Genomic DNA, 18249 nt, shown 5'->3' with positions numbered 1-18249 from the left:
AGCCACCTGCTATGCAGGTGGATTTTTACTACCAAAAAGATAATTAATTGACACTAATGCTGTTTATGTCAAAAAATTAGGATCTGCAAGCTAGTTTTTCGCAGCAATTGTCGGTAATGTCTGAGCCGTAAATAAAGGACTATAAAATAAATCTAATATTAGGGAGCATCTAGCCAACAGATGCAGGACGCCAGTCGTAATCCCGCATTATGGGACGATAACAACCATTATCGACGCTCTTTATTGCGCATCATGCTGTGGCTGATGGCGGCAATTGCGCTCGGCCTGAGCCTCAGTAATCTTTCCTCTCATAAAAGCCTGGGCTTTATTCTGGCTGAAGCTGGCATCGGCCTTTATTGTTTGCTGTTTCTGGCACGTCTAAAAACAATTCAGCATTTGCGTTGCTGGACCACACTGCTCATCACGCTGGCGTTTACCATCATTAGCTACGGCATTTACTCCAAGGCGTTGTTTGCCGATGGCTTTTACTGGCTAATGTTATTGCCGCCCATGAGTTTACTGTTCAATGGCCTGCTGGTGGGGGGAATATTATCGGCCCTGTTTGGCGTGGTCGGTATCGGCATTATGGGGCATTCACTGCGCATGCCGGACCAATCGATAGATATTCCATTATTTGTAAATGCAAGTGTCTGCTATCTGCTTATCTGGGCCATCTGCCATGTGTGTGAATATCGACGCATAAGAGTCGTGAGGAAGCTACGTGACATCGCCTCACGCGATCCGCTCACTGGCATCTACAACCGACTGCACCTCGAAGATGTATTCTCTCTATTGGTGCAACAACATCAACAGGGCGCAAAGTCGTTTGCCTTACTGCTGCTGGATATCGACTATTTTAAACGTCTTAATGACCAATTTGGTCACAGCGCTGGCGATCAGGTTTTACGGGAATTAGCCGCCAGATTGAAGCAAATCTGCATGAAGAACGACTGGCGTTTTCGCGTTGGTGGTGAAGAATTTTGTATCTTGCTGCCGGACTGCGACCGAGAGCTGGCGCAATCGATGGCAGAAAGCTTAAGGCAAAATGTGCAACGTCAACCCGTTCAGTTTCATCAGCAAGCGCTGCCATTTACCGTCAGTATTGGCATTGCCATCTGGCAGCAAGATGGCGACGACTTTGATGCCTTGTATCGTCAGGCGGACCAACGGCTATATCATGCCAAACGCTGTGGCCGTAACCGCACCGTTGTAGCTATCGGAAACAGCCCGCGAATGACAACAGATGTCGACAGTCAGCAAACCTAAGCGGGTTACATTAACGGTGTCCAATGCTGCTGATAGTTTTGTCTGGGCATCAATTGGTTGAGATATTCCAGATTTGCGTTGGGATCAGCGCCGCGGGCAATCTCATAACAACGCTCGGGCTGTTGCAGCACAATTTGCACTATCTGTTTATCGAGCTTGCCCTTATCGACAAAGCCACTCACGATGTCGAGCACACGACTCAAATCCATTCCCGGGCGATAAGGCCGATCTTGCACTAATGCCTGAAACACGTCAGCAACGGCAATAATGCGTGCTTCGGTACTAAAATCACGCTCCGATGGATGAAACGGATAGCCCGCATTATTAATGCCTTCGTGGTGATATGCCGCCCAGCGCGCAATCTCCTGCATGCCATCAATATGGCGCAAAATTTCATAGGTTTCATAGCTATGCTGGTTCATCACCGCCCGCTCGGCATCATCTAACGGCCCAGGTTTATCTAAGATGCTGTCCGGCGTATGCAGTTTGCCGATATCGTGCAATAAGCCAGCAATCTCTATCTTGTCGCACTGCTGCTGTGATAAACCATATTGAGTAGCGATAAACTTGGCAACATCGGCGACTTTGACCGAATGCTGCGCGGTAAAGGGACTCTTTTGATCAACAATATAGGAAATGATCAGCGACAGCTGTTTGACCTCAGCCAAAGATAACTGTTGATGACTGGCGATTTTGCCCATATCCCAGGTGTAGCGAGTGATGTGCCGATCTTCCAAGGCTATCCAGAATGATTCACAGTCTGCCACCCGCTGAAATGCCGCCACTAACTCGGGATCGAAATAGCGGCCGGAATGACTATCGATCATCTGACAGATCTGTTGCCGCGCCAGCAAAATATCGCGTTCGTAATGCGCCGCAGCAAACACATCGACCCGATCACTGAGGAAAATCAGATTCGCCATGCGTTTGTCATGTTCGCTGATCGACTTTTCTCGCAACGTTTGCCAAGCCGTATGGTGATGTAATAGCGGCAGCGCGAATTTCTTTAGTGGCGCAAAGGCATTCAGCAAGTGATACCCGATATCGCAATGAATGTGGGAATCTTCCCAGTCGAAAAAATTCACCAGATTGGCATGCATCTGTTCAGAGGACACTCCACAATCATGCAGCAGGCCGAAGTCAAAGGCGTATTGCAGCGAATTATCGCTGAGCCCCAGTTCATTGCCGATTTGCGCCGCAATATAGCCAACCCGCTTGCCATGATTGGTATCATTCATTCCAACCAGTGACACCGCAGTTTCAATCGCCAGAATCATCTGCCGTAAATCGATAGTGAGTGAGCCAGAGTTATTCATGTCATTCCTTCGACACTGAAATTATGATTGCTACCAATAATAGTCAGTAATCAATATTTGTCTGGCTTTCAAGCCCCAAAAACGACAAAAAAACACCAAAGTGGCATATAAAAAATATAAGTAAATTAGCAGGTTAAATTAGATAACAGCTGATATTAGCGGGTTTGACGGCCAACATCACAACCAAACCCGCCATGAAACAACAGCTTAACGGTGATTAGAAAGAATAAGTAACAGAAACGCCAACGTTGCGCGGATCGGCAACCGACGCATAACCAGTAGGATAACGTCCACCTGCAGCAGTGCGGCTGAGTACCGCCATTTTATCAAAGGCGTTATTGACGAATGCATTGATCTGCCAGTCCGCGGTTTTATAGCTGGCTTGCAAACGCACTAAGGTATAATCCCCGGCTTTGTTGCCAGCGGTATTGGCAAAATCACCATAGTATTCGCCCACATAATTGGCCGAAGCGCTGGTACTTAACTCATTGGTTAACCAATAAGTCACACCAAGGTTACCGGTAAATTTAGGGGCATTATTCAGCTCATTGCCATTGGCACTTTGGTAATCAGCGCCTGCATCCTTAATATCACTGTGAAGCCAACCAGCTCCGGCGTTTACCTGCAGTGAATCGGTCACATCAGCGTTAATGCCCACCTCAGCACCATATGTCACGACGTCATCCATGTTGATGATGTAACGCTCAGTATTGAGTGACTGAAAGCCGTCATAGTCGTTGTAAAACAGGTTAGCAGTCAGGAACACAGCACCATCAAGCAGTGCACTGCGGCTGCTGAGTTCATAGGTCATGACCTTTTCTTCGTCATAATAGTAATAATCTTGCGCGGTAAAATTCAGTGCGCCACCCGCCGCGTTGTAGCCCTTACGCGCACTTAGCGCTAAGGTGGTGGCATCCGTCATGGCGTACTGCAGTTCCAGTTTAGGCAGGAAAACATCCGTGTCTTTATCGAGACCAGCATCAATGGCGCCATAGATAAAATGACGTGTTTGCGACTCACGCTCCAAGCGCGCGCCGGTCAGTAAACTTAGCTTATCGGTTAAGGAAAAGGTGATTTCACCGTAAGCCGCCAGCGAGTCACTGCTGTCATCGCCGTTATATGCCGCCGAACCAACGCTGAGGATATCGTGCTCACGTTTAAAATAATCGACGCCAATGAAACCAAACATGGCATCGCCGCGCTGATTGAATGACAGCTTGGCATCCACCGTGTAGTTGTCTTCATCAAAAGCCAGCACCTGCTTTTCCGCTTCAGTTTCATCGTAACTGTCAAAGCCCCAGTGATAGTCCATGTAGGCGGTTAACACTTCCAAACGCAGATCATCATTAAACGCATAATCCGTTTTGAGACTGGTCGTTTTCACACGGGTTTTAATGTCGCGGAAATAGAGTCGATTAAATTTGGATAGATCATCTGCTTTGTAATAGACGCGGCCAACATCGCCCTTTTCGTTGCTGTCAGAATAGCTGAGTAACATCGATAGCTTATCGGTCGGAGTCCATTTCAGCTTGGTACGGACGTGAGATGATTTCACCTTATCCAGATCGTAATCCGGTGAATTGCCTTCATAGCCACTGTCATCCGTAATGGTATTGCCATTGAGCTGCTGAGCACTGATACGAAACGATAGCGTGTCGGTCACCAACGGGCCGGAAAGCGCTACCGAGGTATCGATATAACTGTCCTGATTACGATAGCCCAGCCGCGCCGCACCATGCCAATCTTCGGTCGGATCTTTGGTCTTAATGTAGATGGCCCCTGCCATGCTATTGCGACCATTGCTGGTTGATTGGGGGCCGCGATAGATTTCCATCTGCTCCATATCCCACAAGCCCATATCGCCACTGTTGTCCGCCACAAAAGGTTGCGCCACACCATCGACCAAAATAGAGACGCGACCTTTCGCACCGCCGGAAATCGAGTTAAATCCACCGGCCGAGCCATTACCACTGACACCACGAATATCAGGCAATGAACCCGCTACCGCCACCACATTGGGGATCTCAGATACCGCTTCGGTAATCGACTTATATTGGGTGCTGTTGAGCACCTCTTCCGACAATACCGCCACCGATGAACTGGTGTCTTTGAGCGATTTAGGCGCTTTTTCACCAATAATCACAATTTTTTCAATCGCCTGCGTATCAATAACAGCATCGTCAGCCAGCGCATTCTGCGCCATCAACGCCGAGGTGATGGCCAAACTAAGAGGGAGTTTTTTATATATGAGTGGGGACATCATCAGCTCCAAGCTAATCATTTTGCACATATCTAAGCCAGCCTCCGTTAAGTGCTTACCACCGCATTGAAGGCGAAGCAACACTGAACAAAAGAAAGCTTATATGTTTAAATTCAATGACTTTAAGAGCCATAAGTGACTCATGAAGACATTCACGAGTCATTACTCTAGCGCCGAACCAAACAAATACAAATGAGTTTGATTATCATTTGTGATCATTTACACAGATGGACCGTCTTAACGACTGATATTTACATTTGTTGGCAATCACAGACGACATGCAAGACATTTAAGCAACTGAGGCAAGCATCGAATAAAAAATGCCGCACAAGGCGGCATTTTGACAACATGACTCATAGGTACGGATTAAGCGACAAGCGCTAACCCAAGCGGCGATTTAGAAAATATCCAACTTGATATTACGTATCCCCCACTCACGCATTGCTTCACCTTGCGGACCCATCTCATTGGCCGGATGGAACTTGGTACCAATCGGGCTGATACGATGCAAAAAGCTAATCTCACCTGGATAATGCAACGACAAAGTATTGGCTGGTTGTGCGCCATCATCAGGCTGCATCACCCGTACAAACAGATTATTGGTTGGGGTGGAGAAACTAATCTTGCTGTTATTCCCCGTCAGAGTCAGCCAGTGAATGTCCGAGAAATACCCCTTAAACTCAGGAAACTGCCATTTTTCGCCGGCAATACCGTCATTATAATCATTCTCCCAAGTGCCGTACTTAACCCCTTCTAAGCGGTTAGCCCACACGCGATACGGACCATCACCTAGCCAACGTTTATGCTGAATCGCGGCTTTCGGATAGTCAAAACTGACGCCGTGCAGCACATATTTGCCATCTAGCTGATAGTCGAGATCCATCGACAGATAACCTGCTGCGTGTACCGTCCAAATCAGCTTGCTTATCCCCGCAGGCGGATTAACCACAGTGATCACTATGTCGCCGTTTTGGGTGGTAGTTTTGAGCTCTGTGGTGCCTTTAGCTGTCGCCTTGTCGTCGACACGCGTGCCATCATGTAGCGGCCACACACCTCTGCGACTATCAAAGGCACTATCGTCGGAACGCAGTAATACCGGTCCATGGGTCAGCGCAGCTTGGCCCTGCTTTTGATAGGACTGTAAGAGACCCGTAGTCGCATCGAAGTTAATGATCGTGTCAGCGACGCTCACTTGCAGTTGCTTGCTGGTATGCAAGGTAATTTGCGGCTTGCTGCCAGACTGCGCTTGCTTAGTAAAATCCTGTTCTGCCTGCTGCGCGGCCGCTGTTGCGGTCTGAATTGGCCAGGTGTCAGTCCAGATTGGCTCATGTTTTGCGTTATAGAATTCGACTTCCAAACGGCCTTGCTGCTGCCAATTATCTGGTAGCGCTAACTGCACTTTGCCCTGCTGCTTAGGTTTAATCGCGGGCAATGCCATCTTATGGCTGGCGACTAATTTTGCTTTACCAGCAAACGGGGTCACTGGCTGATACAAGCGCCACTCCAGCGTTGCACCACTTAAGTCGATAAAGTCATAGAGGTTTTTAATGGTTAACTCACCATTAAATTGTGGCGATAGCGTTTTGCCATTGGCGATATTGACGACCTTAATCGGCGCCCAGATATCTTTAATAGTGAAGTAACTGCCTTCCAATTCATGGTGCGGGCCAACAATGCCATCAGGTGCATGATTTCCATCAGTGTCGATGCGGTTATTTTCATCGGTGCGCACTACGCCTTCATCGGCCAGCACCCATAAAAATCCGCCAGCACCAAATGGCGCATTACTGATGTAATTCCAAAAATCGCGTAAGCCAGCACCGTGACCACCATCGTACAAGCCATGCAAAAACTCCGTTGGCATCAGAATTTCGTTCTGCTCTGTTTTCGCCAACAGCTCGGCATAGGTTGGGTAATGATCGGTATCAATATGACGGAACAGCTCCCACGGATGGATCACCGGCCGCTGTTGAAGATCGTACTTGGCGTAATCGTCATTAACCTCGTTATTCCAACCACCTTCATTACCATTGGCCCACATTAGAATGCTTGGGTGGATTTGATCGCGGCGAACTAACTCACCCACCAAGCGCTGCGCGGTAGGCGTATCTAACACTGGCTTTTGCCACGTCGTCAGTTCGTCAATCACATAAATTCCCATGCGATCGGCGGCTTCTAAAAAATGCACATCTGGCGGATAGTGCGACATACGTACCGCATTCATGTTCATGCTTTTTATCAGCTTGATATCATCAATGCTGATTTGCTTAGTGAGCGTGCGGCCAGTTTCTGGACGGAAGCTATGACGGTTAACGCCCTTCAAGGTGATCTTGGTGCCGTTCAAGTACAAACCATCATGCGGCCGAACTTCAAAGGTTCTAAAACCGAATGTCTTGTCCAAGCTATGAACCGTGTTAGCCCCAGCTTTGAGCTGCAATCTGACTTGATACAGATTAGGTGTTTCCGCTGTCCATAACGCCGGGGCATCGATTTGTGCAGTTAAATGCGCTTTATGCTCACTCACGCTGCCAGAACTAAATGGCTTGCCGACCGGATTGCCCGCCATATCAAGGATTTGCCCTTCAACATAACTGTTAGCTGGTAGTGCATCACCGCCGACGTAAGCGTCCAGCGCAAATTGACCATTGGCTTTGGCATCGAGGCTGACCCAATCGATATAAGATTTTGGCAATGCCTGCAGGAAGACTTGACGGAAAATCCCGCCAAACACCCAGTAATCCGCTTGGCGTTCCGCGGCTTCAATGTGCTTATTGGCCGAGATTTTATCCACGACCACTTTCAGCTCATTGCTTTGCCCAGCCTTTAAAAACGGGGTGATATCGTAGCTGAAGCGATAAAAGCCGCCTTGATGCTTAGCGCCAACCTGCTGACCGTTAACAAATACGGTGGCATCGGTCATGACACCATCGAACACTATCTTGATGGTTTTACTCTGCCAGTCGGACGGAATGCTAAAGTCTCGACGGTAGATGCCCTGCTCATCGTGTTTATCCACTACGTGGCCATAATCGTAGCCACCGAAGCCTTGCAACTCCCAATTAGACGGCACGGCAATTTTGCTCCATTTGCCACAGTTGCGGCCTTTGGTGCAGTAAAAATCCCACTGCACGGCATCATCGCTGCCGGTACCACTGAGCATTTGGATCTGAGTAGTCACCTTGGCAGAAGGTGCTGCTGCTTGCGGTGTTTGATTAGAACAGGCCGCTAAACCGAGACTAAGCCCGACAACGAACAGTTGCCATAGCCGATGTCTGACGCTACGAATATCCATCATGTTTCCTTGTATAGTCTTGTGTCTTGCTCCCTCAGGAACAACCTTGCCCACCAATTCACTTATGGTGCAGCAAAACCCATTAGTAATACAATTAAACTTGAGTGGAATTAGCTCATCATTAAATCTGAGCACCGCGCACTAACAAAAAACGCCGCTGTTCGCGGCGTTTTTTTATGTGGCTATTGAGTCGTGTTCCAATTGGGCAACCGCACTTGCGTTAAATGCTCAATAAAGAACATAAACTGACGCCGCTGCACATAATCAATCGGGCCGGTGGAGCGACCGACACTGTGCTCACCGCCGGGTACGGCTAATAAATCAAAGTCTTTATTTGCCTTGATCAGTGCGTTCACCAATTGTAGTGAGGAGGATGGGTCAACATTGCTGTCTTGCTCACCATAAATAATCATCAGTTGGCCTTGCAGCTTAGCGGCATTCACCACCGCCGAAGCGCGTAAATAGCTGTCATCAACAGGCCACCCCATCCACTGCTCGTTCCAACTCATTTTATCCATACGGTTGTCATAACAGCCCGCATAGGCCACGCCAACTTTATAGAAATCGGGGTGAAACAGCAGCGCACTCAAGGTGCTTTGACCACCCGCCGATGCGCCATAGATACCGACGCCATTGTCGATGTCATACCAAGAATATTTTTTCGCAGCGGCTTGATGCCACAGCATGCGATCGGGAAAGCCGGAATCGCCAAGGTTCTTCCACGCCACATCGTGAAACGCCTTGGAGCGATTTTTAGTCCCCATGCCATCCATCTGCACGACGATAAAACCTAAGTCAGCCAGTGCTTGCATGCCAATCACTTTATCGCCGCCAGAATGATAACCAAACGGCCAGAAATCCTTTGGCACAAAGCTGTCATGAGGGCCGGCATAGATATTCTCAATCACCGGATAGCGCTTATTGGGATCAAAATTTTGCGGCTTAACAATCAATCCCCAAATGTCGCTCTTGCCATCACGGCCTTTAGCAACAAACACCTGTGGCGCCTTAAAGCCAGCTAGGGTCAGCAAGCTGATATCGCCCTTCGCCACAGTGCGGATTAGCTGACCATCGGCGTGATTTAACGTCATCACATTAGGCAGGTCCACACGGGAATAGCTATCGACAAAATACTGCATGTCACTAGAAAAACTCAGATGATGATTGGCTGGCGCCTTGGTTAACGCGGTTAAACCGGAACCATCAAAGTTGATGCGGTAGTAGTGGACAAAATAGGGATCTTCACCGGCATTAACGCCACTGGCGGCAAACCAGATTTGCCGCTTGTCATCATCCACATGCAGCACATTACGCACCGGCCAAGCACCCTCGGTAATTTTATGCTTCACCTGACCGCTGGCACCATCCATCAGATACAAATGCGCCCAGCCATCACGCTCTGACAGCCAAATGATTTCATTCCCCAAACCATGTACTTCATGGGCATAACTGCCACCCCATTGATTAATAAAGGTATCAGTTTGCTCATCAACAACAGTCCGCGGCTTGGCAGTTTCGACACTGACTTCTATTAGCTTGGCGCGCTGGTGACCACGCTCAGTGTAAGTAAAAGCGAAGCTTTTACTGTCGCGACGCCAATGCAGATTTTCTAGCAGATAGCCGTTAGCAAACAAAGCGCGATCGATAGCAACTTGCTTGCCGCTGTTCACCTCAAACAACACCGGCTGCTCGACATCCATCACATCGCCGGGCTTGGGATAAAGCTGCTTGATGACTTTGGGCTGCAACTGATCATCGGGCGATGACAGCACCCGCGTGACGTAACGCGCATAACCGGGCGTGACTTTCAATGCCACAACAAAACGTGAGTCTGGCGACCATTGAATCGACTCAGCATCGTAAAAGTTGTCTTCAGTGCCATCTTGGCTGAGCAGCAGTTGTCGGCCATCACTGCCAAGTAACTCAATATTATTGTCTTTTACATGGGCACTGAATTTAGCGTTAGGGGCTGGCCGCAAAGGGTTAGCAGCTGGCACCCGCATATCTCGCACTTCGCCATCCGCAATCGGCCTTGATGGGTCTGCAACGGCATTGCAACTAGGTGCACTAAGGCTGCAATGCCAAGGCGCATAATGCAGATAAAAACTGATGCCATCGCCTTCGTACCAAAAATCATCAAATGGGAGTTGTAATGCGATAATGGTTTCGCCCAGCGCAGTGGTCATGCCCTTGGCCACCAGCGTTTGGTCAAAAGCTGCAGCTTTAGTATCGCTGTCGGCATTTTCTTTAATAAAAGCAAAGCCACCCGCGACAGTTTTGCGATAGTAAAATTCGTGGGTATCGGGAACCCAGCGCGCCGGAAAGGCAATATCACGGGTAAGGCCTTGCCAATTTTTGCGTAAATCGACACTGGCTTGTATCTGCTCAGCAGAGACTTTGGCGTGGGCAATTGGCGCAAAAAACGCCGTAAAACAGCAGGTAAGTAGGACTGAGGTTGATAGTTTCATCTTGTTATAGGTTGTCATGATTGGTTGGCATCAAATCAACAATATGCCGCATGGTTCGTTCGATAACTGACACCATTCCACAACCGCATAATTTATACAAAAATTTAAGCGTTTCTAAATATGACAGGTGCGCAACCTATACAGAGAAACGACGATAAGCAGACAGCTTAAACAGCAAGTGACGAGCGCAGAAACAAGGAAAGTGCAGAGCCCAGACTGCGCTAGTTGCTAACATCAGACGCCATCATATTAACGGGCTTGCCGCACATGGCGAGCCAAAATAGTATCCAGTTTATTGGCAAAGGCTTGACGGTCAGCTTGGCTCAAGGCCGGTGGACCACCGGACTCAATACCACTAGCACGCAGTGTATCCATAAAATCACGCATGGTGAGCCGTGACTTAATGTTGTCATCGGTATATTGCTCGCCACGCGGCGTTAAGGCCAAGGCCCCTTTTGCCAACACATCTGCCGCTAACGGAATATCGCTGGTAATGACTAAATCGCCGCTTTGCACCCGGGCTACAATTTCGTTATCGGCGACGTCAAAACCTTTTACCACTTGTAAGGTATTGATGAACTTTGACTTAGGCACTCGCAGCGCCTGATTGGCCACCAGCGTCACCATCACTTGGCAGCGCTCGGCAGCGCGAAACAACACCTCTTTAATCACGACAGGACAGGCGTCAGCATCGACCCAAATTTGCATCTTAACTCCTAAGATTCAGCCAATGGCGGCACTAGGCCCCACATTGCCAGTCCGGCAACCGCTGACACCAATAAGGCTATTTTACTCACCGTATTACCTTTTGATGGAGCGCTGAGTTCCATGCGTCCCCGCACCACCATGACCAACATGGTAATACCGCTGAGGTAAGCTAGCTCCACTAAATTCGCCAGGGATTTGCCACGCATATCCACTGCGGATAGCAGCGCCCAGACAAAGAAAGGCATAAACAGTTGGCCCCAATCCCAGACATAAAGCTGGGCGCGACTTTGATAACGCCACCAAATCACCAACCCCACAATGGCAGTGGGCAATCCAAAAAACGGGTACCAGACAAATAAAGCGTTTAGTTGATCCATGAACAATTACACATAACTCATTTTCTTGCGGTTATTGTGGCCTAATTCAGGCGGCAATCCTAGCGCTGTGCGCGAGCAGCATGACGATGCAACAGCCGCTATAGTATTGCTTGAACGAGGATGTTGCGAAAAAGCTAAACATGCCAGCGCTGATATAATCGAAAAATGTAAACTGTAGCTTCAAAAAATTCACATATTCTTTGCCAAATTAGCAGGATATGATGACCTCAGTTTCTGATACAGGATGTTAACTACATGACAACTCAACGTTCTTACACTGGTATTGCCAAATTGCTGCACTGGACGATGGCGGCGGTAATTTTGGTCGCAATGGCGATTGGCGCTTATGCTGCATTATTCATGAGCTATGGTATTGATGCTGCGCACGATGCCGCCAAAGGCGAAATGATCACGCTGCATAAAGAGATTGCAACTGTGAGTATCTTTCTGATTGTGCTGCGTATTATCTGGCGTGCCACCCACCGTCCACCCGAGCTAGTAGGCATGAGTCAGTTCATGCAAAAAGCAGCGCACGGTGGCCATCATCTGCTGTACCTGCTGATGGTACTCGTTCCTATTTCAGGTTGGGCATTTAGCTCAGCAGCGGGCTACCCAATTCCTGTTGCAGGCTTATTTACGCTGCCACCTTTGCTGGACAAATCGCCAGATCTGCAACCCATTTTTGCTGAGATCCACGAGATTTTGACCTACGGCTTATTGGTGGTGATTGCTGGTCACGTATTCTTTGCCTTGAAACACTACTTCATCGACAAAGATAAGAGCTTGCAATCTATGCTGCCGGGTAAGATTAAAGACTAATCTGCCCAGCCATAAAAAACGCCAGCATATGCTGGCGTTTTTTATGGCTGAATCTCAGTTAGAAGCTGTACTTCACGCTGACCTTATAGCTGCGTGGCTCACCAGGCATAGTCCAGATGGCCGAATAAGAGCTTGGGTAGTAGGTCTCATCAAATAAGTTGGTCACGTTCAGTTGCAATGACAATTGCGCGTTAATCGCATAGTTGGCAAACAGATTCACTAAGGTGTAGTCCGGCAACACATAGTCAGGGTCAATGGTTTCACCTAAACGCTCGCCCACATATTTGACGCTGCCACCAAAGTTAGTTTCTTTACCAAACAATGAGGTGTAATGCTTCAGCGTTAGGCTACCACTGTGCTTGGGAATATTAATCAAACGACTGCCGCTGGGAATGTTGACGCCCCAATCAGCATTAATCACATCGTTGGCGGTATGCGCATCGGTATAGGCGTAAGACAACCACAGCTGGGTTGCTTCGCTAATGAATGCTGTCAGCTCCACCTCAACACCATCGCTTTCCGCTTTACCCAACGCAGCCGAATAACCGGAATTCACCGGATCGGCGGTCAACACATTACTCTTTTCCGCTTTAAATAGCGCAATTGAGCCCGAGATAACGTCAAACTCAAATTTGGTGCCGATTTCATAAGATTTACTTTCTTCTGGCTCAAAGGCAACGCCCTGATAATCGGCACCCGTGTTAGAGCGGAAGCCCTCAGCATAGCTGCCATAGAAGCTGACTTGTGGACGCCATTGATAAACTAAGCCAGCGCGCGGACTAAAGACGTTTTGCTTTTGCTTACTCGTGGTTTGAGTGTTGTGCTTATCAATCTGTTGCTCAAAGCTGTCAAAACGGCCGCCGAGCAACATTTTCCACTGCTCACTCAAATCCAATTGATCTTGCAGGTAAATGCCATAGCTATCTTGCGTCTCAGTTTGATCGTTTAGCAGTGCCATTTCCGGTGCTTGCTGACCATATTCTGGTGTAAATACATTGATGCTGTAGCTGTTGTCTCCTGCTGAAGGACGATAACGCAACCAATACTTATCAAAATCAAAATGATAGCCATCGATACCTAACAACAAATGGTGTTGTAAGCTGGCCAATTCAAAGCTTCCTGAAAGCTCTACTCGGCCCGATAAATCTGTCGCAGAAAAATCACGATAACTGTGCTGACGACTCAAGGTCTCACCATCGGTAAACAAGAGTTGGCGACCATGCACCAGTTCAGGATCGCTAGAAAAACCTTTTAGCGAGGTATCGCGATAAGCAATGCCACCAAGTAAGCTCCAATCACCAAAATCGTGTTCAATTGAGAGTTGATGTCCCAATACATCTATTTCATTGGCACCATCACTTTCTTCGCCCAGAAAGCGGGTCACAGGCAGTGCTTCGGGATCGCCATCAATCGCCACAATGCCACGATCAAATGGCGCTTCCTGATCCACATATTCCAGCTCATAGCTGACTCTGGTTTGCTCATTCAGCAGCCAAAGCAGAGACGGCGTAAGTACGGTTTTTTTCGACGCTATTGGGGTGCGGAAACTGCCCTTATCTTCATACGCGCCATTGATACGCGCGGCAACCGAGTCAGAAAGTGCGCCAGTAACATCCCCTTCCACTCGATAGTTGTCCCAACGCCCAGCAGAAAGCTGCAGGTAACCTTGCGGCGCAAACTGCGGCTTTTTGGTAATAATGTTGATAGTTCCGCCCGGCTCTGAGCGGCCATAAAGTGCCGAGCCAGGTCCTTTCATCACTTCGATACTTTCAATATTGGAGGTATCCCGAGTGCCACCAAAACCGCGGCCAGCGTTATAGCCATTTACCAAGTAACCAGACGGGACATTTTCATCACCAATAAAGCCGCGCACAGCAAAGCTGTCCCATACGCCACCAAAGTTGTTCTGCCGACTCACCGCCGCAGACATATCCAATGCATCCATAAAACTGGTGATACCCGCGTCATTCAAGCGTTCTAGCGACAACACTTCCACTGACTGAGGTTGCGCGTTCAGCGGCACATCGCCACGAAATGGCTGACGAATATGATTTACTTCGATGTGTTCAATGTTGTCTTCAGCGGCGGAGACGTTAGCTGACATTGCGGCGGCAACCGCAGCGGTTAATGCGGTAAGACGAAAAGCCCCGATTACGGACATAGGGTGAGACTCCAATATGAGACTCAGCACGACTTTAATTCAGCCCAGTTCCGATACAGGCGACCAAGTGGCGAGCGCTCAGCAGATTTAGACTTGCGGCGAAGGAGCACATTCCCTGACCAGCACCACACGTCATCCTAATTGCAGCGAATGTTAATGGTAATTATTGTTATTTACAAACAAGAAAATGCAATTTATGAGGAAATGTTAAGCAACTAACATTTTTACCACGGTATGCCCGTAAGTTAGCGGTGGAGCAGACAGTAACAAACAGCAACACTTCCGTCGTTGCGTCAGCTTTTATTCACTAGATTTCAGCGTTATTGTGTGTTTGCTTTTAGAGTGTGGCCCAGATCACCTTTTACAGCGCCACGCCGTAACTAACCAACCAAATAGAAGGCGTCACGAACGCCCAATACATAACAAGAATTAGGAGCCCCTGTGAAAAATGCTGCAATTACACTGGCGGTAGGTCTCGCGCTGACTGGCATCGAGTTTGCTGCCAATGCTGAAGTGCCAACCCCAGTTGATAAACCCTATACTGGCAATATCCAATTAAAAGTGGATGCTACAGACCTCTCCCACCGCATCTTCAATATCAGCGAAGTTATCCCCGCCAAACCGGGCAAACTCACGCTGTTGTACCCTTCATGGATCCCCGGCCATCATTCACCAACCGGCCCTATCGATAAAGTGGCGGGCTTTGAATTCAAAGCCAACGGCAAAGTGCTGGCATGGGAACGCGATGCGGGGAATGTTAATGCTTTCCATATCGACGTGCCGCAAGGCGCTGACAAAGTGGAAGTCAGTTTTCAGTTTTTGTCTCCACAAAACCGTGGTCAAGGCCGCGTAGTAATGACACCAGAGATGCTCAATCTGCAATGGAACACAGTTGCGCTATATCCGGCAGGTTATTACACCCGTCAGATCCCAGTCGATTCCTGTGTCACACTGCCACAAGATTGGCATTACGCCACGGCGCTGGAAGCCAAAAGCAGCAAAGGCAACAGCTACTGCTTTAAGACTATCGATTTTGAAAACCTCGTCGATTCCCCCATGTTTGCTGGTAAATACTACAAGCGGGTTGATTTGAATCCCGGTGCAGAAACGCCAATCCACCTGAACGTATTTGCCGACCGAGCTAAGGATTTGGAGATCAGTGATGAAGGCTTAAAAGCGCATCGCGAGCTGGTACAGCAGATGTATAAACTGTACGGTGCGCATCACTATAATCACTATGACTTTCTACTGGCGCTAACCGATAAACTCGGTGGTATAGGTCTGGAACATCACCGCTCCAGCGAGAACAGCGGCAAACAAGATTATTTCACTAAGTGGGATAAATCTTGGTTAGGTCGTGATTTATTAGCGCACGAATTTAACCATTCATGGGATGGTAAATATCGTCGTCCGGCTGAACTGTGGACCCCAACTTACAACCAAACTAAGCGTGATATGGGGTTGTGGGTGTATGAAGGTCAAACGCAATTCTGGGGTTATATTGTCGCCGCCCGCTCCGGCTTGTGGAGCCACGACAACGCGATGGATATGCTAGCATTGTTAGGTGCTACCTATGATAAAGGCCGCCCTGGCATGCAATGGCGCAATATTTTGGATACCACCAATGATCCAACGATTGCCCAGCGGTCACCTTTAGCGTTCCGCAACTATCAAATGAGTGAAGACTACTATCAAGGTGGACAGCTGATCTGGTACGCCATTGATGCCAAACTGCGTAACCTGACCGGTAATAAAACCTCAGTAAACGATTTTGCGAAAGCCTTCTTTGGCGTACATCCTGGCGCGTGGGATATCAATACCTACACATTTGATGACGTGGTCGCGACGCTGAATGGTCTGCAACAATACGATTGGGCCAGCTTCATCAATGCCCGACTGAAAGGCCATGTTAACCTGTCAGATTCGCTGAAAGATCAAGGTTGGCAGTTAGTGTATAACGACACACCATCCAAAGCGGTTAAAGCGATGGAAGACCGTTATAAGCGTTATAACTTCACCTATTCACTTGGTTTTGACACCAACAAAGATGGCACGTTGAGAGACGTGTTATGGGATAGCCCAGCCTTCAACGCCGGTTTGTCGCCAAGCATGACTATCATTGCGGTTAACGGCGAAAGCTACAAAGCTGAACGTTTGAAAGACGCGATTACCGACGCCAAAGACAGCAAAGCACCGATTGAATTGCTGGTAAAAGATTTCGATCAATACCGCACCATCAAAGTGGATTATCATCAAGGCCTGAAATATCCGCATCTGGTGCGTATCGAAGGCAGCAAAGATTACCTGTCTGAGATGCTGACACCGCTATAAGTTCTGTTGGTTCGCCTAGATATGATGACAAAGCAAACAGCCCGCACTGCGGGCTGTTTTTTATTTAAATCATCGGCAAGCGTTTACCAATCAATAACACATGGATCAAAATCCGGCGACTGAGTTTCGAGCAAAATCTGCTGTGTCGTTATCCGCGTGCCTTCGAGCTGTCCGGCATTACGAATATTATCGAGCCAATCGCTGTAGCGTTTGCGGTCAAGATAAATCAACAGCTCCATCAATGACGCTTCCCGCTGAATTTTGTCAAATTCGGCCCTTTTTTCGGCCACTTGCGCTAAACCCGCTTCGGCGTTAGTGAGCTGATAAACCCGCTTTTGAAATGAAAGTCCATTGCTATTCACAAACATGGTTGATGGGCTATTCGCCATCCTCTGCCCTGCTCGCAAACACATATCTAGGCCTGCTGCATTGGTTTCCTCTAACTCCATGCAGTAACTAGACACAGGCTGATAACCTTCAATGGGGCGAGCAGCTAGTCCTAACGCACTCATCATGGTGCCAACGCCATCTGCAGCCCCAGCAGTTACATAGGCTTGCTGGAACGCCGCAAGGTGTTCAGCCCAAGCATTAAAGTAAAGTGGCTCGCTGATGATATGTTCCATTGCTGCGAGAGCTTGCTGTTCTTGCTTGTGTTGCAACAAAAACGATGCCTTTTGCATCCAAAACGCCGCATCGTTTTCGTGACCTTTCATCAATCGCTCAACATCGGTCACGCTACAACGGTCAGTGAACTTATTGCAGTACGATAACGCATCGTAGGCCACTAGTGCGTTGTCTGGATACTGCTCGCTTAATGCTAATAGCGATTGGGTTTTATCTTGGTCAGTAGCGTATTTTTGCAGATAAAAATAGGCTAGCTGCTGCAGCGCGTCATCAGACTTTCCCATGTTATCAATATAGCTGTCTCGCTGGGCTTCAAATGCTGCCTCATCTTCATCTAGCGTGTGGACGATTTTTGATCCATCACAACTTGCCATCAGTTTAGATAATCGCTGACTATCAAGGATAGGTTTGGAAGAAGATACAGTTGCCAAGTTAGTTTCGGAGGCAACTGGTGCCACTGAACTTTTTAGCGATGTCGAATCTGGTGCGAGTTCGCGTGATGTTTCAGTGTTTGCAATATAAACAACAGAAGCGCTCGATTGCGACCACATCCAATACCCGATGATGACCAACAATACGATGACAACCACTACTCCATATTTTTTCATTCGCATCATCCGTAATATC

The 18249-nt window shown here is 48.3% G+C and carries 11 protein-coding genes; 3 read left to right on the top strand and 8 right to left on the bottom strand.

All coding sequences use genetic code 11. The annotated features are described in order from the left end of the window. Positions 1-180: 180 nt before the first annotated feature. Positions 181-1266: a GGDEF domain-containing protein gene (locus tag HR45_RS02515; RefSeq protein ID WP_037439336.1), complete on the top strand. Its 1086-nt coding sequence runs from the start codon at positions 181-183 to the stop codon at positions 1264-1266. 5 nt (positions 1267-1271) lie between these two features. Here HR45_RS02515 and HR45_RS02510 read toward each other — a convergent pair whose 3' ends face one another. The 6 genes from HR45_RS02510 to HR45_RS02485 form a co-directional block, all read right to left on the bottom strand. Further along, positions 1272-2582: an HD-GYP domain-containing protein gene (locus HR45_RS02510; RefSeq protein WP_052074428.1), complete on the bottom strand. Its 1311-nt coding sequence runs from the start codon at positions 2580-2582 to the stop codon at positions 1272-1274. Positions 2583-2799: 217 nt separating this feature from the next. After that, positions 2800-4842 (bottom strand): TonB-dependent receptor, encoded by a 2043-nt coding sequence (locus HR45_RS02505; protein ID WP_037439460.1) that lies wholly within the window; start codon positions 4840-4842, stop codon positions 2800-2802. Between the two features lie 397 nt (positions 4843-5239). After that, positions 5240-8134 carry a glycoside hydrolase family 2 gene (locus HR45_RS02500; protein ID WP_052074427.1) on the bottom strand — a complete coding sequence of 965 codons (2895 nt, stop codon included), beginning with the start codon at positions 8132-8134 and terminating at the stop codon, positions 5240-5242. Between the two features lie 182 nt (positions 8135-8316). Next, positions 8317-10620, bottom strand: a complete 2304-nt coding sequence (locus HR45_RS02495; RefSeq protein WP_206537874.1) for a DPP IV N-terminal domain-containing protein — start codon at positions 10618-10620, stop codon at positions 8317-8319. Between the two features lie 231 nt (positions 10621-10851). Continuing rightward, positions 10852-11310, bottom strand: a complete 459-nt coding sequence (locus HR45_RS02490; protein ID WP_037439334.1) for a YaiI/YqxD family protein — start codon at positions 11308-11310, stop codon at positions 10852-10854. An 8-nt stretch (positions 11311-11318) separates the two neighbouring features. Further along, on the bottom strand, positions 11319-11687 hold the full coding sequence (locus tag HR45_RS02485; protein WP_037439332.1) for a hypothetical protein: 369 nt from the start codon (positions 11685-11687) through the stop codon (positions 11319-11321). A gap of 255 nt (positions 11688-11942) precedes the next feature. Between HR45_RS02485 and HR45_RS02480 the strand changes: the two genes are divergently transcribed. Beyond that, positions 11943-12506 carry a cytochrome b gene (locus tag HR45_RS02480; RefSeq protein ID WP_037439330.1) on the top strand — a complete coding sequence of 188 codons (564 nt, stop codon included), beginning with the start codon at positions 11943-11945 and terminating at the stop codon, positions 12504-12506. A gap of 58 nt (positions 12507-12564) precedes the next feature. On the opposite strand, the gene HR45_RS02475 is transcribed toward HR45_RS02480, so the two are convergent. Further along, complete coding sequence (locus tag HR45_RS02475) at positions 12565-14667, bottom strand: TonB-dependent siderophore receptor (protein WP_037439329.1); 2103 nt, start codon at positions 14665-14667, stop codon at positions 12565-12567. 441 nt (positions 14668-15108) lie between these two features. Here HR45_RS02475 and HR45_RS02470 point away from each other — a divergent pair, with 441 nt between their 5' ends. Continuing rightward, positions 15109-16998 (top strand): M61 family metallopeptidase, encoded by a 1890-nt coding sequence (locus HR45_RS02470; protein WP_037439326.1) that lies wholly within the window; start codon positions 15109-15111, stop codon positions 16996-16998. An 83-nt stretch (positions 16999-17081) separates the two neighbouring features. Here the strand turns inward: HR45_RS02470 and HR45_RS02465 are convergent, their stop codons facing one another. Continuing rightward, entirely contained in the window at positions 17082-18230 is a 1149-nt protein-coding gene (locus HR45_RS02465; protein WP_037439320.1) for a hypothetical protein, read from the bottom strand. Positions 18231-18249 lie beyond the last annotated feature (19 nt).

It is taken from the genome of Shewanella mangrovi (genome assembly GCF_000753795.1).
Lineage (GTDB): Bacteria > Pseudomonadota > Gammaproteobacteria > Enterobacterales > Shewanellaceae > Shewanella > Shewanella mangrovi.
Note: the sequence above shows the minus strand (reverse complement) of the source record. Positions and strands in the feature narration are given on the sequence as shown.

Coding starts and splice junctions, on each gene's coding strand:
- HR45_RS02515 (WP_037439336.1), top strand. CDS start 181: ATGCAGGACGCCAGTCGTAATCCCGCATTATGGGACGATAACAACCAT.
- HR45_RS02510 (WP_052074428.1), bottom strand. CDS start 2,582: ATGAATAACTCTGGCTCACTCACTATCGATTTACGGCAGATGATTCTG.
- HR45_RS02505 (WP_037439460.1), bottom strand. CDS start 4,842: ATGTCCCCACTCATATATAAAAAACTCCCTCTTAGTTTGGCCATCACC.
- HR45_RS02500 (WP_052074427.1), bottom strand. CDS start 8,134: ATGGATATTCGTAGCGTCAGACATCGGCTATGGCAACTGTTCGTTGTC.
- HR45_RS02495 (WP_206537874.1), bottom strand. CDS start 10,620: ATGACAACCTATAACAAGATGAAACTATCAACCTCAGTCCTACTTACC.
- HR45_RS02490 (WP_037439334.1), bottom strand. CDS start 11,310: ATGCAAATTTGGGTCGATGCTGACGCCTGTCCTGTCGTGATTAAAGAG.
- HR45_RS02485 (WP_037439332.1), bottom strand. CDS start 11,687: ATGGATCAACTAAACGCTTTATTTGTCTGGTACCCGTTTTTTGGATTG.
- HR45_RS02480 (WP_037439330.1), top strand. CDS start 11,943: ATGACAACTCAACGTTCTTACACTGGTATTGCCAAATTGCTGCACTGG.
- HR45_RS02475 (WP_037439329.1), bottom strand. CDS start 14,667: ATGTCCGTAATCGGGGCTTTTCGTCTTACCGCATTAACCGCTGCGGTT.
- HR45_RS02465 (WP_037439320.1), bottom strand. CDS start 18,230: ATGAAAAAATATGGAGTAGTGGTTGTCATCGTATTGTTGGTCATCATC.